Origin of the sequence: Streptomyces sp. NPDC047982, from assembly GCF_043204165.1 — a bacterium.
GTDB lineage: Bacteria > Actinomycetota > Actinomycetes > Streptomycetales > Streptomycetaceae > Streptomyces.
The window spans coordinates 1-21,489 of the sequence record NZ_JBIDBS010000015.1; the positions used below are offsets into that span (position 1 = coordinate 1).

The window sequence follows — 21,489 nt, forward strand, 5'->3', positions numbered from 1 at the left end:
CGACTGGCTGCACACCTACAATCACCACCGCGGACACACCGCGCTGAAAGGCAAACCACCCGCCAGCCGCGTCCCCAACCTCACAGGGCAGTACAGCTAGGGCGGGGCGAACGTACCGTTGGTCTTGCACGAAACGGAGGAGCTCTGCGTGTTTGTGCTGAGGACGTCCGGCCGAAGCGCGGCAGTCGACGACGACTGCCGTGAGTTCAGCCTTCTGGGCAAGCGCCACGTCAGCGGGCTGGCCCTCGCACGCCCGGTCACCACGGGCGTCCGGTCCCGCGCGGTCCTGGAACTGCAGCAGGACCATGGCGGTGCGCGGTTCAGGGCTCTGGTGGGTGGCGAGTTCGTTCCGGGAGAAGGGGACCGGCTGGCCTGGCGGGTCAGGCACTGGGAGACGGTCCGGCCCACGCCACAGCAGGGGCTGCTGTGCGGTGCGCTGCTGCCGGGCCTGCCCGAAGGGCTGGATCATGCTGCGGAGGCCGGCCTGCACGCAGATCTCGACAGTGGGGCGCTACCAGCCGGACGGCTGGTGATCGACCGGGCAGGCTACGACCAGGAGTCCTCCCCGGTGCTGTTCGCGACGGCCGCCGGGCTCCTGCTGCACGTCCTGCTGGCGGGCGCCTTCGGATCGCCCGCGGAGCCGGTCATCAGGTCCTGGGTGGCCACCGGCCGCATTCCGGCGGAGCTGCCCAGAGTTGATGTCAGGGCGTAGGTCCCGCTTGGAGAGGCGCTGGGGCAGCTCTTCGGAGCCGTCCCAGGCCATCCGATTCCGGGGCCATCGATATCCGGGGCCGCGGACGCCGCCGGTGCGCGGGGCTCCGCCGGTGAACGAGCACGGCCGCGCTGAGCGGGCACGGTCGGTGTCAGCCGAACGCCGACGGCGGTGGAGCCGGGGAGGGTCTGGCGTCCGCGTCGGACACCGCCGCCGCGCCGCCGGTGAAGTCGGCGAGCGCCCGACCGTGTTCGACGCGTCCGGGGTGCGGATCGGTCGCTACCCGGCGGGTCAGTTCCGCGAGCTTCGGCGGCAGGTCCGAGGCGAGCAGTACGGCGTTGCCGAAGCGACGGCCGCGCCAGACGGCCGGGTCGGCGGCGAGCGCCAGTTCGGGGAAGACGGCGGCCGCGGTGGCGATCTGGCCGCGCAGATGGGCCAGGGGCGGCCCGTCGGCGAGGTTGGCCACGTAACTCCCGCCGGGCTTCAGGACCCGGCGCACCTCGGCGAGGAATTCCGTACTGGTGAGGTGCGCCGGGGTGCGGGCGCCGCTGAAGACGTCCGCGATGACCAGATCCGCCCAGCCGTCCTGGATCTTTCCGAGCCCGGCGCGAGCATCGGCGGTACGCACCCGGATCCTGGCCTGCGGGTCCAACGGCAGCTCCCGGCGCACCAGTCGGACGAGCGCGGCGTCCACCTCGACGATCTGCTGGGTGGAACGCGGCCGGGTCGCGGCGATGTAGCGCGCCAGGGTGAAGGCGCCGCCGCCCAGGTGCACGACGTGCAGGGGCTGCCCGGGCGGTGCGGCGAGGTCCGCTATGTGGCCGATCCTGCGCTGGTACTCGAAGGACAGGTAGGTGGGGTCGTCGAGGTCCACGTGGGACTGGGGGGCGCCGTCGAGCGTCAGCGTCCAGGCGCGCGGGCGCTCCCGGTCGGGCACGAACTCGGCGAGACCGCCGTCCACGGGCTCGGCGACGGTCTCCGCGCCACGTCCACCGCGTCCACCGCGTCCGCTGCTTCCGGGTCCTCGCCCGGTCGCGCGGCCGGCCCCGCGACCGGACTCGTGCTCGGTACCGCTGTCGGCCTTGCGGCCGGATCGTGTGCGCGCGCTCGCGCCCCCGCTCGGCTTTCCTCGACGTGCCACTGTCGCTCGTGCCTGCTCACCGCTCATCGCTCCGGACCGGTACGCGACCGGCCGCGCCGGGGAACCCGGCAACCGACCCATTATGGGCGCCTGTACCGGACGGCCCGTGTTCCCGGACAGCCCGTCGTGAGACGACCCCCGCCGTCCCGGACCGACCCGTGGTGAGGCGACCCGCGGTCCCGGACGACCCGTCGTGAGACGCCGCGTCGTGAGGATGCCCCCGCAGCAAGGAGGTCCGTCGAGACCCACAGGACACGGGCGGCGCGGACCGCGGTCAGCGGCAGTTGTCGGCCGCCTCGATCAGCCGGGCCGCCTGGTCGAGGGCGGCCCGCAGCACGGCCGGGTCGGTGACGGGGGCGTCGTCCCCCGGCGGCAGCAGCCAGCCACCGTCGCCCGTCGGAAGCTCGGCGGGGACCCTCAAACCGCGGCCGTCGCTCGGCGTACAGGCACTGCCCGGGACGTCCCACGCCTCGGCCGTGCCCGGCGGCACCAGGAAGCCGAGGGTGTCACAGGCGCCGTCGTGCAGGACCGGGCCCACGGCCTCCTGGTCGGCGCCCCGGCGCAGGATGTCCACTGCCTCCAGTCCCTGACGGGCCGGAACGGTCACCAGATCGCAGGGTTCTGCGTCGTGGATCTCCGTGGACGCGTCGGGTGCCGTGGCATCCGTCGCGGCCGGGGTCGTCGCAGTCGTCCGCAAGCCGGTCTCCGTGCCGAGATGCAACAAGGGACCTCTCCTCTCATCGCCGGATCTCATCACTGGCCGCATCACCGCCGGATCTCCTCACCGGGCGCAGCCGGATTCCGTCTTCCGCAGGGACCAACGCGCCGAACGCGTCAAGGGCTACGGCGCCACGCCGCCGCAATGAGTGGCAGTTCATGGCAGATCAAGGGCGAGATGCCCCTTTTATCAGCAAACACTCCCTGTGTGACCGGTCACAGCCGGTACGTTCGTGCACCGCCGGGACACACCGGGGCACCGGAAGCAGGAACCCGGCTGCAGAGAGAGGTCCTGGTCCATGGTGTCGACAGGGGCAGTTCCCAACCTCGCCTTCCGGCGGCTGCGCGGACAGCGCTCCGCCGGGGAGTTCGCCGCCGCGGTACGCAGATCCGCCCGCGAGATCGGCGAACGGGTCGCGTGCGACGCCCGGTACATCGGACGCGTGGAGTCCGGCGAGATCCGCTGTCCCAACTACGCGTACGAGCGGGTCTTCCTGCACATGTTCCCCGGGATGTCCCTGGCGGACCTGGGCTTCTCACCGCGCGAGTCGGTACGCGGCCGGGGCGCGCGGGCCACCACCGAAATCCCCTCACCCCCTGTGTTCCACAGCGAAGCCCCTGTGTTCCACAACTGCACCGACGAGGAGAGCGACGTGCTGCGTCGCGTATTCATGACGAGCGGCACCACCACCGTGCTGGCGGCCGCCTCCCTGGGTCTCGGTCTCGGCGGCGCGCCCGCCGCCGGGGCCACCGAGCCCGACCGGCACCGGGTCGGCGAGACCGAGGTCAGTGCCGTGGAGAGCGCGGTCCGACGGATCCGGCTGCTCGACGACCGCCACGGCGGCGACGGACTGTACCGCGACGCGTCCCGGCCGTTGCGGGCGGCGTACGCGCTGCTCGACTCCGGGTCCGCCGCCAGACGCTCCACCGCCGACCGGCTCCACGCCGGGGCGGGCGAACTGGCCATCTCGGTGGGCTGGCTGGCCCATGACTCCGGCCGGTTCGAGGACGCCCGCTCGCACTACGCGGAGGCGCTCGCCACGGCGCGGGTGGCCGGCGACGCGGCGCTGGAGGCGCACGCGTTCTGTAACGCGTCGTTCCTGGCCAGGGACACGGGGCGGCCCCGCGAGTCCGTGCGCGCCGCCGAGGCCGCCCAGCGGGCGGCGCGGCCGCTGGGCTCCCCGCGGCTGTTGGCCCTGCTCGCGCTGCGGGAGGCGGGCGGGCGGGCCGGACTCGGGGACCGGACGGGCTGCGAACGGGCGATCGGCCGGGCCCGTACCGCGTTCGACCGCGGGCCGTGTGACGCCGATCCGGAGTGGATGACGTTCTTTCGGGAGGCGGAACTGGAAATGCTGGAGGCGCAGTGCTGGTCGGCGCTGGGCGACTGGACGCGGGCGGCCCTTCACGCGCGGCGGGCGATCCGGCTCCAGGACCCGCACTTCACCCGGAACCTGGCGCTGTACCGGGCCGAACTGGCCTGGGACCTCGCCCGGGCCGGCCGTACCGAGGAAGCGGCGACGGCGGGCCACCGGGTGCTGGACCTGCTGGACAGCGTCCGGTCCTCGCGCATCCGGACGATGCTGGCGGGCACGACACAGGCGCTCGCCCCGCGGCGGGACGCGGACGGGGTACGGGGATTCCTGGAACGGTACGCGGCCGTGTCGGGGGTCTCCACGGCGGCGGCCCGAGGGGTTCAAAGGCCCCGAGGTTGAAGATCAAGCCAGGCCCCGGGGACCGACGACACCCGAAGGGCAGCCGAAGCGGCGGAAGAAGGCCCTGGCGGATCCGGAGAAATCCGGGAGAGGCCCGAGGAAGCGCCCGCGGGAGACCTGCGGAAACACCCGAGGGTTCAGGGGACGCCGGAAAGGCAGGAGTGCCCGTAGGAGCGAGAGTGTCCGGGGAGGCAGGAGTACCGGAAGGAGCGGGAGTGCCCGGAGAGGCAGGAGCATCCCGAGGGGCAGCGAGAACCCCAAGGGCCCGGCCCCGGGCTACCGCTCCGTACGCTCCAGGTGGCCCGTGTCGTTCCAGCGCTCCACCGCGGGCGCCCCGTACGCCCACCCCAGCACCGACAGGGACGTCGGGTCGAGCCTGATGCGCGCCGCGAACGACACGTCCTCGCCGAGCCACCGCGCGCCCAGCGCCCGCAGGATGTGGCCGTGGGCGAAGACCAGCACGTCGCGGTCGGCCGAGCGGGCCCACTCGACGATCCGGTCGGCGCGTGCGGACAGCTCGGCCAAGGTCTCCCCCTCGGGCACCCCGTCGCGCCAGATGAACCAGTCGGGCCGAATCGCCTTGATCTGCGCCGGGGTCATCCCCTCGTACGCCCCGTAGTCCCACTCCAAAAGCGCGTCCCACGGCTCGGCCCGGTCCGCGAAACCCGCGATGTCGCAGGTCTCCCTGGCCCGCAGCAAGGGGCTGGTGCGCACTTCGAGCCCCGGCAGTTCCGCCCACGGTCCGCCGTGCAGCCGTTCGCCGAGCAGCTTGGCACCGACCCGGCCGGAGTCGAGCAGCGGAATGTCCGTCCTGCCGGTGTGATTGCCCTTGACGGACCATTCCGTCCGGCCGTGCCGGGCGAGCAGCATACGCGGTGCCATGACGGCTCTCTCCCTGAAATGAGATCTGGGGCCAACTCCCTGAGACGGTGCCAGAGGCCCAAGATCAAGGCGAAAACGAGTCGAAGAGGAGTCGACATCGGCTCAACGCCCCCTCGACATGGGCCCGGCTTCGACTCGACATTGAGCCGACGCGGATCTTCTGGTCGTCCATCATCGCGCACCGCCCCGGAAGGCAACCCCCGGGGCGGAACGGACGTCCCTCTCTGCGCAGAAGAATCCGCATGCACACAGGGGCCCGCAGGCGCCCCGGGGGGAATCGCGGCCGACCCGCGCCCGACGGTTGAACGTCCGCCGTCGGCCGCCTGAACACATGATGGAGAGCAACCGGATGCAGCATGCCAGCACCGCGCCCGTGCCTCGCCCGCGGCCCCGTTGGTGGACCGAGTTGCCTCTGCTGGCCCTGGTGTACGCGGCCTACTCGGCGGGCCGGCTCCTGGCGCGCGGTGACGTTTCCACGGCCGTCGACAACGGCCTGGCCATCCTGCGCCTGGAGAAAACGCTCCACATCAACGCCGAGCACCCGCTCAACCGTCTGTTCACCGCCCACCCCGCCCTCGGCATACCGTCCGACTTCCTGTACGCCTCGCTGCACTACCTGCTCACCCCGGCCGTCCTGGTATGGCTCTTCCGCCGCCGCGAGGACCTGTACCGCAGGGCCCGCACGTGGCTGATGACGTCCACCGTCCTCGGCCTCATTGGCTTCACGCTGATGCCGACCTGCCCGCCCCGGCTGCTGGACGCCGCGCACGGCTTCGTCGACACGATGGCGCAGTACAGCTCGTACGGGTGGTGGGGCGCCGAGGCGAGCGCACCGCGCGGTCTGGGCGGAATGACGAACCAGTACGCGGCGATGCCCAGCCTGCACGTCGGCTGGGCGCTCTGGTGCGGGATCCTGCTGTGGCGTCACGCCCGGCATCCGCTCGTCCGGGCCGCCGCCGTCGCGTACCCCCTGGTCACCACGCTCGTGGTGATGGGCACGGCCAACCACTACCTCCTCGACGCGGTGGCGGGCGCCGCCGTGATGGGTGTCGGGGCACTGCTCACCACCCCGGTGATGCGTGTCACCGACCGGGTCGGGGCCCGGCTCACCACCCGCTTCCCGCGGTTCGCACCGGCCGCGAGGGCCACGGAGTCCACGATTGCCGGTACGGACTCCGCGATTGTCAGTGTCGGATGCGAGACTTCGGCGGGTGAGCGAATCCCTGGCCAGCGGACCGCCTCCGCAGACTCCACCCATGCCGGAACGGCGGGCGCCACGGGTGGCCCGGCCCGCCCCGTCCCCCGGGCCGACGCCGCCGCACGAGCGGGAGCGCGAGCGGCGGGGGACGACGCTTCGGCAGCGGCTCGCTGAACTGCGCGGCCCGGAGGTCGCGCCACGTCCGCTGGACGCCCGTGCGCTGGCCGCCCTCGCCGCCAACCCCGGCTGCCGACGCCGCGCCCTGCTGGACGGCGCCGGGGTGGACAAGGCGGCGCTGGCCGAGGCGCTCGGTTCACCGGCACCGTTCGGGCAGTCGCAGTTCGCTCTCGTCCGGGGCAACTCCTTCGAGGCCAAGGTCAAGGCCGACGGCGGTACGGAGCTGATGCGGCTGCTGTACGAGCACCTCGGCGGCGGCGGCCCGGCACCCGCCGAGGTGCTGGTGCCCGATCTGGCCGCGGCCGGTCCCGAGGGCCGCTCCGCGCGGACGGCGCTCGCGCTGCGGGAGGCGACCGTGGCCGGCCGCTGGGCGCTGCTGCACCACCCGATGCTGACCCTGGACGTGGCGGGCTCCCCGGTCCATCTGGAGCCGGACGCGGTGGTGGTGCACCCCGACGGCACCTGGACGGTCATCGAGATCAAGTCCTTCCCCATGATCGACGGCTCCGCGGACGCGGCGAAAGTCGGGGCGGCGGCCCGGCAGTCCGCCGTCTACGTGCTGGCGCTGGAGCGGCTCGCGAAGCTGACCGAGGGCGCCGAGGCCGGTTACCGGGTGCTGCTGGTCTGCCCGAAGGACTTCTCCAACCTGCCCACCGCGTCGGTCGTCGACGTCCGCAAGCAGCGCGCGGTCACGAGGCGCCAGCTGACCAGGCTGACCCGGATCGAGGACATCGCCGCGGCGCTGCCGGAGGGTACGACCTTCGACCCGGCGTGCTCGGCGCGGGAGTTGGACGCGGCGCTCGAGTCGGTCGGCGCCGCGTACGCACCCGAGTGCCTGTCCGCGTGCGAACTGGCCTTCCACTGCCGGGCGAAGGCCCGTGCGGCGGGCGCGGTGGAGGCGCTGGGGCGCAGCGTGCGCGGCGAGCTCGGCGGGCTGACCACGGTCGGCGCGGTGTTGGCCGCCGCCGCGGGCAAGGAGGGCGATCCGGTGGATCCGACGGTCGCGGCCCTCAGACGCGCGGCGGCGCTGCGCGCGGAGGCGCTGGAGTGCGTCGGGGCGGCCCCGACGGGCGGTGCGGCGGTGCGGAACGGTGGTGTGCGAACGCCGGGGAGCGGCGCGGCGATACGGAGCGACGGCGAGGGAGCACCAAGGAACGGCCCGGACGTACCGGAAGGGAGCCGTGCGGTCCCGGAGAGCAGTGCTGCCGTACGGGAAGAGAGCGGTGCGGCATGTCGCTGATCAGTTCCCTGGCCCGGCTGGAGGCCGTGGAGAGCGGCCGGGCGCAGCCGCTGACGACGGTCCTGCACCGCCATCTCACCGACCGGCCTCTGGTCCTGGTGCCGTTGACGACAGCCGGTGAGGCGGGCGCCCCGTTGGGTGCCCTGGTCGGCACCGATCGGGACGCGCCCCGGCTGCTGGCGGTCCCGCAGCCGCGCGACCGGGACCTGCGGTTCTCGTTCCTCGCCGACCTGGCCGACGCGGTGCTGCCGCACATCGAGGCGTACGAGGACGTCGTCGAGCCCGTCGAACGCAATGAAACGGACCCGGCGACCGGAAAGCGGACCAAGGTCGAGGCCGAACTGTGCTTGGACGCACCGCAGTTGATCGTTCCGAGTCGGGCGGGCGTCGATTTCGTGCGACTGCTCGGCCGCTCCATGCGGTTCCGGCGCACGGCCGAGGACGAACCTGGCACCCCGTACCCCGCCCCGCCCCGTGTCCCGTTGCTGGGCCGATGGCTGACGCATTACGGGGAGCGGGCCCGGGTGCCGGGTTCCTCGCTGCTGCTCGCCGTCACGGATCTGCTGAACCGGCACTGGGCGACGGGGCAGAGCAGCCTGGAGGACCAGCATCTGGGCGCGCTGCTGGCTTGGATCGACGCCCCTGCGGGCGAGTCCGGGGCGTCGGCGGCGCTGCGCGCGGAGTCGGCGCGGGACGGCGAGGGCCAGTTGCTGTGCCCGCCGGCCGGTCCGGCCACGGATCCGGCGTTCGACAATCGGCTGCTGGCGCCCGCCATCGAGCGGTACGACCGGGCGCGCACCGCGCTCGCGGCGGCCGAGGACGGTCTGGCGGCCGATGCCCGGCTGGCCGGGCTGACCGCCGCCGAGCGGGAGATCAGGGAGCTGCTGGCCGTGGTGATGCGGCCGACATGGGACGCGGTGTGGCGGGGGCTCGACCTGTTGCGGGAGCTGCCCGCGGGGTATCGGACGCAGGAGCGTTGGACGCGGGACCGCTGGTCGTTCACCGGTCACCGGGACCGGGTGCGGTCCGGTGAGCCGCCGCAGCCACGCCGGGACGACGCGGTGACGGCGGCGCAGAAGCTGGCCTCGCGCGAGACGGCCCAGGCGCAGTTGGAGGCGCAGGAGGCACTGGACGATCCGCTGGTGCTGGCCGGACGGCGGCTGGCCGGTGAGGCGTTCGTGGGCGAGGTGACGGAGGTGGTGATGGCGTACAGCGAGTCGAAGCGCCCGTCCCCGCGCCCGCTGGTCACGGTTCGCACCGACGAACGTCCCCATCTCGGCGAGCGCGTCAAGGTGTACCGCTCGCTGGACGGCAGACCGCAGACCGCCGAGTTCGTGGAGTACGCGGCAGAGCCGGAGGGCGGGAGCGCGGGCGGAACCGGGAACGGGCACGAGGAGGAGAACGAGGACGGGTACGCGCCCGCGCTGGTGCTGCGGATCACCGACCGGATGGGGCGGGGCAAGGAGCCGGCCCCGGGTTCGGTGCCCGAGCCGGGTGACCGGATCGTCTGGACGCTGTTCGAGCACGAACCGCGCGGCGGCCCCAAGCTGCCGGACCCTGAGGAGACGCCGTGGACGCACGGCGGGCCGCCGGGCGCGATGGCGGGGCACGCCGAACACCCCGACCCCGTGACCGCGGATGACCTGCTGTGAGGCGGGAACACGGAGAAGACCTTGTGACGCGGGAGCACGGAGGAGACCTTGTGACGCGGAGGACGTTGTTGTGACGCGGGAGCATGGAGGACTTGTTGTGACGGCCGCGTCCGACCCGGGCGTCCAGGCCGCGCGGGCGACCGGCGCGATCCTCGCCGACACCCTCCGCGGTACGTCGCGCGGGATCGTGGTGGACTCCCCGCCAGGCGCGGGCAAGTCGACGCTCGTGGTGCGCGCCGCGCTCGAACTCGCCGCGGCGGGACGCCCGTTGATGGTGGTGGCACAGACCAACGCCCAGGTCGACGACTTGGTGGTACGGCTGGCCGAGAAGGACCCGGATCTGCCGGTGGGCCGCCTGCACAGCAATGACTCCGACCCGTACGACCCGGTGCTGGACGGCCTGGACAACGTGCGGAAGTCCGCCAAGGTGGCCGATCTCGCGGGGCTCGACATCGTCATCTCGACGGCTGCGAAGTGGGCGCATGTGAAGAACGTGGAGCCGTGGGGTCACGCGATCGTCGACGAGGCGTACCAGATGCGTTCGGACGCGCTGCTCGCCGTGGCGGGTCTGTTCGAGCGGGCGCTGTTCGTCGGTGACCCGGGGCAGCTCGACCCGTTCTCGATCGTCGGCGCGGAGCAGTGGGCGGGCCTGTCCTACGACCCGTCCGCGAGCGCGGTCTCCACGCTGCTGGCGCACAATCCCGGGCTTCCGCAGCACCGGCTGCCGGTGTCGTGGCGGCTGCCGGCCTCGGCCGCGCCGCTGGTCTCGGACGCGTTCTACCCGTACACGCCGTTCCGCAGCGGTACGGACCACGGGGACCGGCGGCTCTCGTTCGGGGTCGCGTCCGACGGCTCGGCACCGGACCGGGTGCTGGACGAGGCCGCGGAGTCCGGCTGGGGTCTGCTCGAACTCCCGGCCCGGCACACCCCGCGCACCGACCCGGAGGCGGTACGGGCGGTGGCCCTGGTCGTCCGCCGACTCCTCGACCGGGGCGCGGCGGCGACGAGTGAGCGCTCCCCCGGCCCGGCCCCGGTGACGGCGGACCGGGTCGCCGTCGGCACCGCCCACCGCGACCAGGCGGCGGCGGTACGGGCGGCCCTCGCGGACCTGGGCGTGACCGGCGTGGCCGTGGACACGGCGAACCGGCTCCAGGGCCGCGAGTTCGACGTGACGGTGGTGCTGCACCCGCTCTCCGGCCGCCCGGATGCCACGGCGTTCCACCTGGAGACGGGGCGCCTGTGCGTCCTGGCCTCGCGCCACCGGCACGCCTGCGTCGTGGTGTGCCGGGCGGGCGTCGCGGAGTTGCTGGACGAGCACCCGTCGACGGAGCCGGTGCAGTTGGGCGTCACGGTGAAGTTCCCGGACGGCTGGGAGGCCAACCATGCGGTGCTGTCGCATCTGGCGGAACACCGGGTGTCCTGGCGGCCGTGACCAGTCGGGCCCGGCCAGCGTCCGACAAGGACTCCAGGGCCCCGTCACGGTGTCGGGCGAGCCACCGATCACGGCGAGCATGAGAGAGAATCCGCACCTCACCGTCCACGACGTGTCAATCGGCACCCGGCCGCGGGAGACGGACCCGGCCGGGAGTGACGGACCCGGCCGGGAGTGACGGAACCGGCCGGGAGCCGCGGTTCACCCGGGGGCCGTAAATCCGGAGCGTTCGGCCCCCGCACCCCGTAGGGTCCACCCGTGATCAATTGGGAACATGTGTACGCCACGGACTTCGCGCTCCCCTCCGCGACCACCCTGGACGAGGCGGTGTCCGAGCTCGCCGCCTGTCTGCGCAATCCCGATCCGGAGCTGCGCGACGGTGTCCCGTACGTGGTCCTGCGGACCTGGATCGCCCGCGATGTCATCGACGGCTCGCGACGGATCCGCCTGGGCGACGAGATGGCCGCCCGCTTCACCGACCCGCACCTGCACGTGCGCGCGTTCGCTCCGCTGGTCCTGGACATGATCGTCAGCCGGGGCGACTTCCGGCGGCCCTGGCTGGACGCGTTCGCCGACTGGTACCCGAAGGAGGCCGAACTGTGCGGCCACGACACCGAGTTGGGCTGGCTCCACGCGGTCGCGCACGGGGCTGATCTGCTGGGCACCTTCGGCACCCACACCGAGGTCGAGCCGGTCGCGATGCTCGACCTGGCCGTGGCGCGGATGCTGGCCCCCACCGACCACGTCCTGCGCGACCAGGAGGACGACCGCCTCGCCTGCGCCCTCGCACGGATCCTGGCCGATCCCCGCCTGTCCCCCGGAGCGTCCGTGGACTGGCTGGATCCGGTCGAGACCGCCTTCGCCACCCTGAGCAGCGGACGGACCCCGCCCCACATCTCCCACACGATGCGTACGCTCCGGGCCCTGTACGTACTCGCCGACACCGGCTTCCCCGCCCGCCGCGACGGCGGTCCGCTTCTGCGGGTGGCCCGTCCCGGCCCGCTCAAGGCTCGGCTCGCGGAGGTTCTGGCGCCCGTGTTCGACGCCGCCTGCTCGGTGGGGTGAGCCGAGTGCGGTGAGCCACCGGCGATCCGCCGCCGGAGCCGTCCTCTCCGGGCTCCCGCCCCTCAGCCCCCTCCCGGGTTTCGTGATTCCGGCGAGTCCACGCGCGCGGCGTTGGACAATGGAGGGTGGCCCACGAGGGCCCGAGGGAGCCCGCCCGGATCCTGCGGGCCCCGCCGAAGGAGGATTCACCACATGCCACACCCCGAGCGGAACGAACAGCAGCGGCTGCGCCCCGCACCCCTGCTCTTCGAGCCGACGGCCGCGGTCGCCGACCCCGAGCACTTCTTCGACCTGGAGTCGATGGAGGATCCGCGGGAGCTGCTGGCCCGAGCCACCGAGCTGACGCTGGCCTTCCGCGCCGCGACCGATCGCGCGGTCGAGTTCCAGGCGATCGCCGCCGCGCAGCTCGCCGATCCGCGTCGGTTCGACCGGCTGACGACCGCGGACATCGCGGAACGCGCCGAGTGGACCGAGGACTACGCCAGGAAAATGGTCGAGTTCGGCCAAAGCCTGCTGGGCGGTTCGGCTCCCTGACAAGGCGGGGACAGCCGCCGACGTGGCGGGAGCAGCAGCCCGAGAAGCCGGGTCACAGCCACTGGCATATGCCGGGGTGCAAGATACTCCTTCCCACCCACTCCTGTCCCCATTTCCAGCAACTCTCGGAGTCCGCTTGATCACGCCCGGTAGACATGGGCACATGAGCGCATGCCTGCCAGACGAAACGACCCTGCACCATGGCACCACCCCTCACCGGGGCCCCCGGTACGGCGACGCCGGCATCCTCGCCGTTCTGCAGGACCGGTCCACGAGCCAGACGACCCAGGTGACGGCGGCCGGTGCCGCATGGCTCGCCAGCGCCTCCGCCTATCCGCGCAGCACACTCACGCGGTGGGAGGCGCGCCCCGACTCGCCCGGAGTGCTGCCGTGCGGATCGGCCTTCGACGTCGTGAACGTACCCACGCTCTTCGGGCGCCGGATGCTGGAGCAGCTGTGGTCGGACGGCCCCGGTTCGGGGCCGGTCGCCACGCACCGCGGCCGGATGCTGCTGTTCGCCTCGCCCGGCACCGCGCAGCGGCTGCCGTCGCTGCTCGACTGGGAGGAGTGGGCCGGCGGCCTCGAACCGCGCGGCGGCGCGGACGACGCCAGGGTCCCGCCCCTGCTCTGCCACGGCACCGGGGACGCGGTGACCGTCCCACCGCTGACCTGCACCGCGACCACGTCCGGCCCCCGCTGGGTGGTCGCCCCCGACACCCGTAACCCCTGGCTGCCGGGGCCGGACGTCCTGCTGTGGGCCTGCGTACGGGTGACCAGATCAGCACTGTCGGCAGCGGCCCGGAATCCGATTTCTCCTACCGCCGATCAGGGTGCTAATGTCTACGACGTCAGCAGGCGCCGCTAGCTCAGTTGGTTAGAGCAGCTGACTCTTAATCAGCGGGTCCGGGGTTCGAGTCCCTGGCGGCGCACAGACGGAGGAAGCCCCTCTCGCGAGAGCGAGGGGGGCTTTTTCGTGCTCGCGACGGATCGGACGGATCCGCAGGACGCCTCCGCCAGTCCCTAAGGCGCGCCTCCCAGCCCGCAGGGCGCCCCTCCGGTCCGCAGGACCCCTCTCCCGGTCCGGTCCCGCGCCATCCCCCGGCCGACGTCAGCCACCCGGCCCGCGCCACGTCCCGTTCACGACTGTGTTACCGGTTCACGGCTGCGCTCCCGTAATGATCCGGACGTCCCAGGCACCCGAAGGTTTTCGGCCGCGGACCTCGATCCTGGTGTGCGCCTCCGGGATGCCGAAGGTCTCGCCGGCGCGCAGCGGGGCGTCCGCGAGCGGCGCGTAGACGGACCGGCCCCAGCACGCCCCGGTGCCGGGATGGGTGTCGATGACCTCGACCGGGCCGTCGCCGGACGGAATATCGTTGCGCACCCGGTAGATCAGGACGCCCTCGGTGCAGGTCGTCCGGTCGTTGCCGGTCGCGCCGCGTGCCTCGATGGCCACGGCGCTCCCTGCGCCGGTACGGATCACCACGAGCCGGGTACCGAGAGGGGCACCGGCCGCCGGCACGGCCGCGACCGGCTCCAGCGCGACGTCCTGGGGGCGCTGGACGCAGATCACCTGCTCCCGTTCCAGCCAGCCCAGCTTCCATTTGTGCCAGCCGAAGAAGTCGGCGGCGAGCCCGAACTGACTCCCTATCAGGTCCCAGTCACCCACGTAGGTGTCCCAGTCGCCCTCGTCGTCGGCCGGCCGGTGGTAGAGATCGGGCAGGTCGAAGAGGTGCCCAGTCTCGTGGGCCAGCACGTTGCGGTCCGGGGGATGCTGCTCGAAGACGGTGACGATGCGCCGGATGTCCGTACCGTCCATGCGCAGCGGGCGGCCGAAATTGACGACCTTGGTGGCATCGGAGTCGACGCCCGGGGCGTCCGGGTCGGCGACCAGATAGACGATGTCGAACCGCGAGAAGTCCACCTTCGGGTCGATCACAGCGATGGCGTCACGCAGATAGGCGGCGCGCCGTTCGCTGTCCCAGTCGCGCTGCATGCCGTACCAGTCCGACGGCCTGGGCATCCGGATCCACTGTCGCAGCGGGTGCGGGCGCAGGGTGAACTTTCCGTAGGAGGAGCGCTGGAAGAAGTGGGTGGTGGCGGGGAAGTGGTCGGCGGCGAGCTCGGCGGGGGTGGTGGTGGGGCTGTGGTCCGGGAAGGACAGAAAGATCATGACCGCGTCGAGGGGGCGGGCGGGGCGGGGGTAGGCGTCGTCCCAGCCGGCCACACCGAGCGAGTGGTGAGCCTCGGTGCGGGGCAGCGCGCATGGGCCCTCCTCGCCGGTGGCGGCAGCGGCCGGCCCGGCGACGAGGGAGGTGGCCACGAGCGCCAGAAGCGAGGTAGCGGCCGCGGCCACACCGCGCAGACTCGGCCTCTCCACTCTCCCGGTTCTGCGCTGACGCGGCACAACTACCTCCGGGGTGCGAGATTCGATCACGCACCACCTTGTGGCGGTTCGAGGCTTTCGTCCTGTTGAGCTGCCCCAGTCGAGTCAGCAGCCCGCCGAGGCGGTTAACCCTCACGGACAGTCACAATCAATCACGGCTATGCCACCAGAGAGCGGAGCCAGACCGGAATCGCTCACAAAAGATCAATCATGGGCAATGGGGTCCATGCGGGACTGACCCATGCGGGGCGAACGCGTGGCGCGGAAGGGTCGGACGCTGGAACGGCCGACGCGCCAACCTCTATGCTTCACCGGGCTTTCCCCCACGGTTACCGCCTCCCACGGCGGTACACCCAGCGGCGGGCCAGTCCGGCCCCACCTGTTCAGGACAGAACTGCACGGCAGGAGCGAACGGTGAGCGGAACCTCCGAAGGGCCGAGGCCCGCGGTGGGCACACACTCCCACTCCGCAGGCCCGTCGATCACGGAGCGTGACTCCTCATGGCGTCTCGTCGATGGTCATGGATCCGAGTCGCTCGGATATCGGGCGGCCTTTCGGGCAGCCACGCTCCCGATGGCGGTGGTCGACCACGAGGGCCTGGTGGTCGCCGCCAACGACGCGTTCGGCGTTCTCCTCGGCTCCTGCCCCTCGGTGCTGACCACGCAGTCGGCGGCCGACCTCCTCGACCTCGCGGCGGACAGCCGCACCTGGCACGCGTACCGCGAGGTGCTGCACGGGCGGCGTCCGCGGTTCCAGTGCACGCGCAGGCTCAAGCATCCGGACGGCCGTTCGCTGTGGGCCGAGGTCACCGTCGTACCGATGCCCGATCGGGAGAACGGCCCGGGGAGTGGCGCGGGGAACGGCCCCGGCCCAGGAAGTGGCGCGGGGAACGGGACGGGGAGCGGCAGGACCGGCCGCCCCGGACCCGGCCGTGTGCTGCTCTCCGTCGCCGACATCAGCGACCGGCGCGAACTCCAGAAACGGCTGCGCCATCTCCAGATGCACGACCCGGTGACCCGGCTGCCCAACAGGGCCCTGTTCTTCGAACGACTCTCGGCCATTCTGGAGCCGCCTCCGTACCAGGACGACCGGATCGCCCCCGGGCTCGGCCGGATCGGGCTCTGCTACCTCGATCTCGACGGTTTCAAGGCCGTCAACGACACGATGGGGCACCGGGTCGGCGATCAACTGCTGGAGGCCGTCGCCGGACGGCTCACGGACTGCGCGTCCCAGGACGACCCGCACGTCCAGGACGGGCGGCACCGCCATGGGCCCCATCTCGTGGCGCGGCTGGGCGGCGACGAGTTCGCGATCCTGGTCGAGGACTCGACCGGCACGCAGCAGCTCACCGATCTGGCCCGCCGGGTGCTGGCCGCGTTGCAGAAGCCGTTCGACCTGGGCGGGCGGCGGCTCTCCGTCTCGGCCTCGATCGGAGTGGTGGAACGGCCGGTCACCGGCACCTCGGCGACCGGTCTGGTACAGGCCGCCGACACCACCCTGTACTGGGCGAAGGCGGACGGCAAGGCCCGTTGGACGGTCTTCGACCCCGAGCGCAACGCCCACCGGATGACCCGGCAGACCCTCTCCTCCAACCTGCGGCCGGCCGTCGAACGCGGCGAGTTCACCATCGAGTACCAGCCATTGGTCGGCATGGCCGACGGGGTGGTGCGCGGGGTGGAGGCCCTGGTCCGCTGGAACCATCCCCAGTTCGGCATGCTCTCGCCGAATCGGTTCGTCGCGATCGCCGAGGAGGACGGTTCGATCGTCCAGCTGGGCCGGTGGGTGCTGCGGTCCGCCTGCCGCCAGGCGCGACGCTGGCAGCTCGACCACCCGTCCGAACCGCCGCTGTTCATCAGCGTCAACGTCGCCGTGCGGCAGGTATGGGACTCCGATCTGGTCACCGACGTCGCGGAGATTCTCGCCGAGACCGGCCTCGAACCGGGCCTGCTGCAACTGGAGCTGACCGAATCCGCGGTGATGGGCTCGGCGGGCCGCCCGCTCCAGGCCCTCCAACAGCTCAGCGACATGGGCGTGCGCATCGCCATCGACGACTTCGGGACGGGCTACTCCAACCTCGCCTATCTGAGCCGGCTGCCGGTCTCCGTGCTGAAGCTGGACGGCTCGTTCGTACGCGGCTTCCGCCATGACGACGGCGCCCACGCGAGCCCGGCCGACGAGACGATCGTCGAGGCGATGGTGCACCTGGCACACCGCCTGGGCCTGACCGTCACCGCGGAGTGCGTGGAGACGGCCGGCCAGGCGGAACGGCTGCGCAGGATCGGCTGCGACACCGGGCAGGGCTGGCTGTACTCGCGCGCGGTGGCCCCGGAGCGGATCGCGGAACTGATCGGCCGCCGGAAACTGACCGTGTGAGAGTCGGCCGCCGGAAACCGATCGTGTGAGAGCCAACTGCCGGAAGCCGGCCGCGTGAGAGCCGACCGTCGGAAACCGACCGTGTGCGAGCCGGGGCGATGCGGTCCGGAGCGCTGCGCCCTGGGGAGGGTGGCGGTGCGGCCCTGGAGCGGTGCCACCCGGGGCGGCGGCCCGGAGTGGTCTCGGCCGGTGCGGCCCAGGGGTGCACCGGGGCGGGTGCACCGGGGCGGGTGCACCCGGGCGGTGGGTCCTGGAGTGACGTCGTGCGCGCCCGGCGGCCCGGAGTGCTCCCGGGCGGTACGGGCGCGCCGGGGCGACCCGGCCCGGGCCCGCCGTCTCGCGGCCCCGGGTCGTCCGTGACGAACGGTCGGAGTCAGGCCGTCGGCAGGTCGTACGCGTCCGCGATCAGTTCGTAGCTGCGCAGACGTGCCTCGCCGCCGTGGGCATTGGCGGTGATCATCAGTTCGTCGGCGCCGGTGCGCTTGGCCAGGGCGTCGAGGCCCGTACGGACCTCGTCCGGCGTGCCGTGGACGACGTTGGACAGCCAGCCGTCGACGAAGTCGCGCTCCATGGGCGTGAAGGCGTACGCCTCCGCCTCCTCCGGCGTCGGGATCAGCCCCGGGCGGCCGGTGCGCAGCCGGACCATGGACAGCGCGCCCGAGAGCACCTGTCGACGGGCCTCGCGTTCATCCTCGGCGGCCAGGGCCGAGACACCGATCAGCGCGTACGGGGCGTCGAGCACCGCGGACGGCCGGAACGAATCCCGGTACAGATCGAGGGCCGGGATCGTGTTCTGCGCCGAGAAGTGGTGGGCGAAGGCGAACGGCAGACCGAGCACGCCGGCCAGCCGGGCGCTGAACCCGGAGGAACCGAGCAGCCAGATCGGCGGGCGGGCCGGGGACTGGACGCCGCCCTCGGCGGTGGCCTGGACCGGCCCGGGCACCGCGTGGACGCGCGAATAGGGATGGCCGTCGGGGAAGTCGTCGTCCAGGAACCGGGTCAGCTCGGCCAACTGCTGCGGGAAGTCGTCGGCTCCCTCGCCCGGCCGGTCGGTACGACGCAGGGCGGCGGCCGTCGCGCCGTCGGTGCCGGGGGCGCGCCCGAGGCCGAGGTCGATGCGGCCGGGGGCCATGGCCTGGAGGGTGCCGAACTGCTCGGCGATGACGAGCGGCGCGTGGTTGGGCAGCATCACCCCACCGGAACCGAGCCTGATGCGTTCGGTGCGGGCGGTGAGATGGGCCAGGATCACGGCCGGTGAGGAGGAGGCGACGCCGGGCATGGAGTGGTGTTCGGCGACCCAGTAGCGGTGGAAGCCGCGGCTTTCCGCGAGCCGCACGATGTCCACGGCGGTGCGCAGCGCCTGGGAGGCGGTGCGGCCCCGGCCCACGGTCACCAGGTCCAGCACGGAGAGGGGTACGGGGGCCGCGCCCTGCGCCCTGCCCCGGATTCCGGCGCCCTGGTGCCCGTCGCCCCGCACATCGTTCCTGTGGACCTCGGCGTCCCGGATTTCGTCGTCCCGCACCTCGTTGCCCCGCATCTCGTTGCCCCGTATTTCGTTCACGTCCCCGCCTCTCCTGGTGATGCCCGCGCGTCCGCGTATGCCCGCCCGTCCGCGTATGCGCGCGTACGCGTCTGCGCCTGGGTACGCGAACGGCCGCGACCACGGCTGTGACCACGGCCGCGGCTCCCCTGTCCGGCTCAATAACAGGAGGAGACCTCCGTTTATTCCGACCCCGCTCCGCCCTGTTCGGCGTCGTAGACCCTGTTCCGCCCCTCGTTCCCGCCTCGCTCGGACTCGTTCCTCCACCTGCGGTCCGCGGCCGGTTCATTCCCCCCGTCGACCGGGCTCGGCGCGCTTCCCGGGATGGCCCTTCCCGCCGCTGTGCGCCCAGGCGCGGCCCTCACCCCACCTGGCGACCGGGGCCGGGGGTGCCTCGCGGTCAGCGAAGATCCTGCCCAGCCTCGGGGACCAGGCGCGGCGGTCCGCGAGCCGCAGCCCCTCCCTGGCCGTGACCTGGTTCCCGGTGAGGACCGGTTTGCCGAGGAGTTCCTCCAGTTCCGTCACGTACGAGACGGTGTGCAGGGCCGTGTCGGGCAGCAGCACCACCTCCGCGTCCGGCCGGTCCGCAGCTTCGGCGAGCTCCTTCACCTGGTCCGGACCCCAACGGGCGGCCTCGGCGGCCGAGGCCAGAGCGGCGGTGCGGGTGGCCGTCACTTCGATGCCCGCCGTATGCAGGAAGGCGGTGAACAGGGCCGCGATGTGCTCGGGGTAGGTCGTGGCGACGGCGACGCGGGCGGCGCCCAGTTCCCGCACCGCGTGAACGAAGCCGAAGGACGTGCTGGACGCGGGCACCCCGGCGGCCCGGGCCAGAGCGGCGATCTGCTCATGGGCGCCCTCCCAGCCGTACAGGAAGCTGCCCGCGCCGCTCGCCCACACGACACACTCGACACCGGCCCGCTGGAGCTCCGCCACCCCGGCGGCCAGCCGTTCGGGCGCACCGGCTCTCATCAGCGCATCGGTCCGATAGACGTCCTCGTCGATGGCGGTGTGGTTCACGACGAGGCGGACCGCGTCCAGCAGGATCTCCATCCGCGGAAAGTCGTCCTCCGCGAAGTGGCCCGGGTAGAGAATGCCGAGGGTCGTCATGTCCGCCCTTCCTGTTCCCGCCTGCACTGCGCCTGTTCGTTCCCGCCCGTTCCGTTCCTGCCTGCTCCAGCCCGTTCTCGCCTACCCCTTGCTGTGCCCGCCAGTCCCGTTCCCGCTTGCTCCCGCCCGCTCCCGCTCACCCCTCCTTGCTCCTGACGCGCCTGCTCGTTCCCGTCCGTCCCCCAACCGTCTCCCTCCAGCCCTGCCCCCTGTCCGCCCCGGCACCTTCCCGTGCGTTCTCGCAGGCACCACGGCATCCGTTTTCATGCGCTTCCTCCCAGTATTCCCCCTTCTGCCGAGGACCGGCCGGGTCCAGCCATCGGAGGGTTCCCGGGGGCCTTCGGGCCCGTCGCGTGCTGTTGACGAAGGCGGACGCGGGTGCGAGCGTGGTCAATCCACCCACCCCAGACGCATCAGACGGAGCGGAGCGACCGTCTCTCATGCCCGAGCCCACCCTGCTCGTCCTGGACACCGACCCGTCGCCGCGTCTCGGTCGGCTGATCGGACGTGCCGCCGTCCGGTACACGGACGGGGCCGGACTCGCCGCGCGGCTCCCGGAGGCCGATGTGCTGCTGGTGTGGGATGCCGCCTCCGACGCGGTACGCACCGCGTGGCCGGGCGACGGGCCGCGTCCGGTGTGGGTGCACACCGCGAGCGCGGGCGTGGACCGACTGCTCTGCCCCGAGCTGGTCACCTCCGACACGGTGGTGACCAACGCCCGCGGCATCTTCGAGCGGCCGGTCGCCGAGTACGTGACCGGACTGGTGCTGGCGTTCGCCAAGGACCTCCCGCGCACCTTGGACCTCCAGCACCGGCGGGTGTGGCGGCACCGGGAGAGCGTGCCGGTGGCGGGCAGTCGCGCGGTCGTCGTCGGCGCCGGTCCGATCGGGCGGGAGATCACGCGGCTGCTGATCGCCCTCGGCGTCCGGGTGGCGCTCGTCGGCCGCACGGCCCGGCGCACCGTCCACGGCGCGGCGGACCTGGACCGGCTGGCCGCCCAGGCCGACTGGGTGATCTGCGCGGTACCGCTGACGGAGTCGACCCGCGCCATGTTCGACGCGCGGTTCTTCGGGCTGATGCAGCCGTCGGCACGGTTCATCAACGTGGGGCCTGGCCCGCTCGTCGTCGAGGACGACCTGGCGGCGGCGCTGCGCAAACGCTGGATCGCGGGCGCGGCACTCGACGTGTTCGCCCAGGAACCGTTGGATCACCGGAGCCCGTGGTGGGACGTACCGGATCTGATCGTGTCACCGCACATGAGCGGCGACACAGCCGGCCGACGGGACCGGCTGGCCGAACAGTTCGTGAGGATGTACGAACTCTGGGCGGCCGGGCAGCCGTTGCCGAACGTGGTGGACAAGCGACGCGGATACGTCCCCGTCCGGGACCACGACGACTGATCCTCACCCCTGCCTCATATCCCGACACCGACAACGACACCCGCACCGGCACCCGCACCCGGCAGCGCCCCCGCCCCACCCCGAACTCCCGGCACCCAGCCATCGCACCCGGCCCACCGCGCCCGGCCGGCGCCGCACCGACTCCACACGGGGGGCCTACTGACGTCCAGCCATATTCCTTTGGATGCACGGCATCACGGGCGTCATAACGCCCCTCACCGCAC

Annotated in this window: 17 protein-coding genes, 1 tRNA gene and 1 pseudogene; 13 read left to right on the forward strand and 6 right to left on the reverse strand. The window is 72.5% G+C overall.

Translation table 11 applies throughout. From position 1 onward, the window contains the following. Positions 1 to 100 (forward strand): annotated as a pseudogene (locus tag ACGF2V_RS19275) (IS481 family transposase); the annotation flags it as partial. A 48-nt stretch (positions 101 to 148) separates the two neighbouring features. After that, the gene (locus ACGF2V_RS19280) at positions 149 to 712 is read left to right on the forward strand and encodes a hypothetical protein (RefSeq protein WP_362707455.1); all 564 of its coding nucleotides are present in this window, start codon (positions 149 to 151) and stop codon (positions 710 to 712) included. A 151-nt stretch (positions 713 to 863) separates the two neighbouring features. On the opposite strand, the gene ACGF2V_RS19285 is transcribed toward ACGF2V_RS19280, so the two are convergent. Further along, entirely contained in the window at positions 864 to 1,853 is a 990-nt protein-coding gene (locus tag ACGF2V_RS19285) for a spermidine synthase (RefSeq protein WP_389048653.1), read from the reverse strand. A gap of 274 nt (positions 1,854 to 2,127) precedes the next feature. Next, entirely contained in the window at positions 2,128 to 2,577 is a 450-nt protein-coding gene (locus ACGF2V_RS19290) for a hypothetical protein (RefSeq protein WP_362707450.1), read from the reverse strand. A 292-nt stretch (positions 2,578 to 2,869) separates the two neighbouring features. Between ACGF2V_RS19290 and ACGF2V_RS19295 the strand changes: the two genes are divergently transcribed. After that, positions 2,870 to 4,282, forward strand: a complete 1,413-nt coding sequence (locus ACGF2V_RS19295) for a tetratricopeptide repeat protein (protein ID WP_362707448.1) — start codon at positions 2,870 to 2,872, stop codon at positions 4,280 to 4,282. 276 nt (positions 4,283 to 4,558) lie between these two features. On the opposite strand, the gene ACGF2V_RS19300 is transcribed toward ACGF2V_RS19295, so the two are convergent. Continuing rightward, positions 4,559 to 5,164: a histidine phosphatase family protein gene (locus tag ACGF2V_RS19300; protein ID WP_362625732.1), complete on the reverse strand. Its 606-nt coding sequence runs from the start codon at positions 5,162 to 5,164 to the stop codon at positions 4,559 to 4,561. A gap of 349 nt (positions 5,165 to 5,513) precedes the next feature. Between ACGF2V_RS19300 and ACGF2V_RS19305 the strand changes: the two genes are divergently transcribed. The 8 genes from ACGF2V_RS19305 (at position 5,514) to ACGF2V_RS19340 (ending at position 13,391) form a co-directional block, all read left to right on the forward strand. Then, on the forward strand, positions 5,514 to 6,536 hold the full coding sequence (locus ACGF2V_RS19305) for a phosphatase PAP2 family protein (RefSeq protein WP_362625735.1): 1,023 nt from the start codon (positions 5,514 to 5,516) through the stop codon (positions 6,534 to 6,536). After that, a complete protein-coding gene (locus tag ACGF2V_RS19310) occupies positions 6,421 to 7,779 on the forward strand; it encodes a hypothetical protein (RefSeq protein WP_362707445.1) in 1,359 nt (452 codons plus the stop codon). Before ACGF2V_RS19305 ends, ACGF2V_RS19310 begins: the two co-directional genes overlap by 116 nt. Then, a complete protein-coding gene (locus ACGF2V_RS19315; RefSeq protein ID WP_362707442.1) occupies positions 7,770 to 9,431 on the forward strand; it encodes a hypothetical protein in 1,662 nt (553 codons plus the stop codon). The genes ACGF2V_RS19310 and ACGF2V_RS19315 overlap by 10 nt, the downstream gene beginning before the upstream one ends. A gap of 97 nt (positions 9,432 to 9,528) precedes the next feature. Beyond that, the gene (locus ACGF2V_RS19320) at positions 9,529 to 10,863 is read left to right on the forward strand and encodes an AAA domain-containing protein (protein ID WP_362625743.1); all 1,335 of its coding nucleotides are present in this window, start codon (positions 9,529 to 9,531) and stop codon (positions 10,861 to 10,863) included. A gap of 258 nt (positions 10,864 to 11,121) precedes the next feature. After that, the gene (locus ACGF2V_RS19325; RefSeq protein WP_362707439.1) at positions 11,122 to 11,928 is read left to right on the forward strand and encodes a DUF2785 domain-containing protein; all 807 of its coding nucleotides are present in this window, start codon (positions 11,122 to 11,124) and stop codon (positions 11,926 to 11,928) included. Between the two features lie 192 nt (positions 11,929 to 12,120). After that, positions 12,121 to 12,462, forward strand: coding sequence for a hypothetical protein (locus ACGF2V_RS19330; protein ID WP_362625749.1), 342 nt, complete (start codon positions 12,121 to 12,123; stop codon positions 12,460 to 12,462). Positions 12,463 to 12,625: 163 nt separating this feature from the next. After that, on the forward strand, positions 12,626 to 13,327 hold the full coding sequence (locus ACGF2V_RS19335; RefSeq protein ID WP_362707436.1) for a hypothetical protein: 702 nt from the start codon (positions 12,626 to 12,628) through the stop codon (positions 13,325 to 13,327). Beyond that, positions 13,318 to 13,391 (forward strand) — tRNA-Lys (locus ACGF2V_RS19340). The genes ACGF2V_RS19335 and ACGF2V_RS19340 overlap by 10 nt, the downstream gene beginning before the upstream one ends. A gap of 227 nt (positions 13,392 to 13,618) precedes the next feature. Here ACGF2V_RS19340 and ACGF2V_RS19345 read toward each other — a convergent pair. Beyond that, a complete protein-coding gene (locus tag ACGF2V_RS19345) occupies positions 13,619 to 14,839 on the reverse strand; it encodes a M6 family metalloprotease domain-containing protein (protein ID WP_362625755.1) in 1,221 nt (406 codons plus the stop codon). 579 nt (positions 14,840 to 15,418) lie between these two features. Between ACGF2V_RS19345 and ACGF2V_RS19350 the strand changes: the two genes are divergently transcribed. Then, positions 15,419 to 17,218, forward strand: a complete 1,800-nt coding sequence (locus ACGF2V_RS19350) for an EAL domain-containing protein (protein WP_392912748.1) — start codon at positions 15,419 to 15,421, stop codon at positions 17,216 to 17,218. A 373-nt stretch (positions 17,219 to 17,591) separates the two neighbouring features. Here ACGF2V_RS19350 and ACGF2V_RS19355 read toward each other — a convergent pair whose 3' ends face one another. After that, positions 17,592 to 18,755, reverse strand: coding sequence for an LLM class flavin-dependent oxidoreductase (locus ACGF2V_RS19355; RefSeq protein WP_362707465.1), 1,164 nt, complete (start codon positions 18,753 to 18,755; stop codon positions 17,592 to 17,594). Positions 18,756 to 19,043: 288 nt separating this feature from the next. After that, positions 19,044 to 19,865: a decarboxylase gene (locus tag ACGF2V_RS19360; RefSeq protein WP_362625762.1), complete on the reverse strand. Its 822-nt coding sequence runs from the start codon at positions 19,863 to 19,865 to the stop codon at positions 19,044 to 19,046. 440 nt (positions 19,866 to 20,305) lie between these two features. Here ACGF2V_RS19360 and ACGF2V_RS19365 point away from each other — a divergent pair, with 440 nt between their 5' ends. Further along, the gene (locus tag ACGF2V_RS19365; RefSeq protein WP_362625765.1) at positions 20,306 to 21,265 is read left to right on the forward strand and encodes a D-2-hydroxyacid dehydrogenase; all 960 of its coding nucleotides are present in this window, start codon (positions 20,306 to 20,308) and stop codon (positions 21,263 to 21,265) included. Positions 21,266 to 21,489: the final 224 nt, after the last annotated feature.

What these genes read in the sequence shown, in the direction of transcription:
- ACGF2V_RS19355 (WP_362707465.1), bottom strand. Translation starts at nt 18,755, where the DNA reads ATGCGGGGCAACGAGGTGCGGGACGACGAAATCCGGGACGCCGAGGTC.
- ACGF2V_RS19350 (WP_392912748.1), top strand. Translation starts at nt 15,419, where the DNA reads ATGGCGGTGGTCGACCACGAGGGCCTGGTGGTCGCCGCCAACGACGCG.
- ACGF2V_RS19335 (WP_362707436.1), top strand. Translation starts at nt 12,626, where the DNA reads ATGAGCGCATGCCTGCCAGACGAAACGACCCTGCACCATGGCACCACC.
- ACGF2V_RS19305 (WP_362625735.1), top strand. Translation starts at nt 5,514, where the DNA reads ATGCAGCATGCCAGCACCGCGCCCGTGCCTCGCCCGCGGCCCCGTTGG.
- ACGF2V_RS19310 (WP_362707445.1), top strand. Translation starts at nt 6,421, where the DNA reads ATGCCGGAACGGCGGGCGCCACGGGTGGCCCGGCCCGCCCCGTCCCCC.
- ACGF2V_RS19295 (WP_362707448.1), top strand. Translation starts at nt 2,870, where the DNA reads ATGGTGTCGACAGGGGCAGTTCCCAACCTCGCCTTCCGGCGGCTGCGC.
- ACGF2V_RS19360 (WP_362625762.1), bottom strand. Translation starts at nt 19,865, where the DNA reads ATGACGACCCTCGGCATTCTCTACCCGGGCCACTTCGCGGAGGACGAC.
- ACGF2V_RS19315 (WP_362707442.1), top strand. Translation starts at nt 7,770, where the DNA reads ATGTCGCTGATCAGTTCCCTGGCCCGGCTGGAGGCCGTGGAGAGCGGC.
- ACGF2V_RS19300 (WP_362625732.1), bottom strand. Translation starts at nt 5,164, where the DNA reads ATGGCACCGCGTATGCTGCTCGCCCGGCACGGCCGGACGGAATGGTCC.
- ACGF2V_RS19365 (WP_362625765.1), top strand. Translation starts at nt 20,306, where the DNA reads ATGCCCGAGCCCACCCTGCTCGTCCTGGACACCGACCCGTCGCCGCGT.
- ACGF2V_RS19330 (WP_362625749.1), top strand. Translation starts at nt 12,121, where the DNA reads ATGCCACACCCCGAGCGGAACGAACAGCAGCGGCTGCGCCCCGCACCC.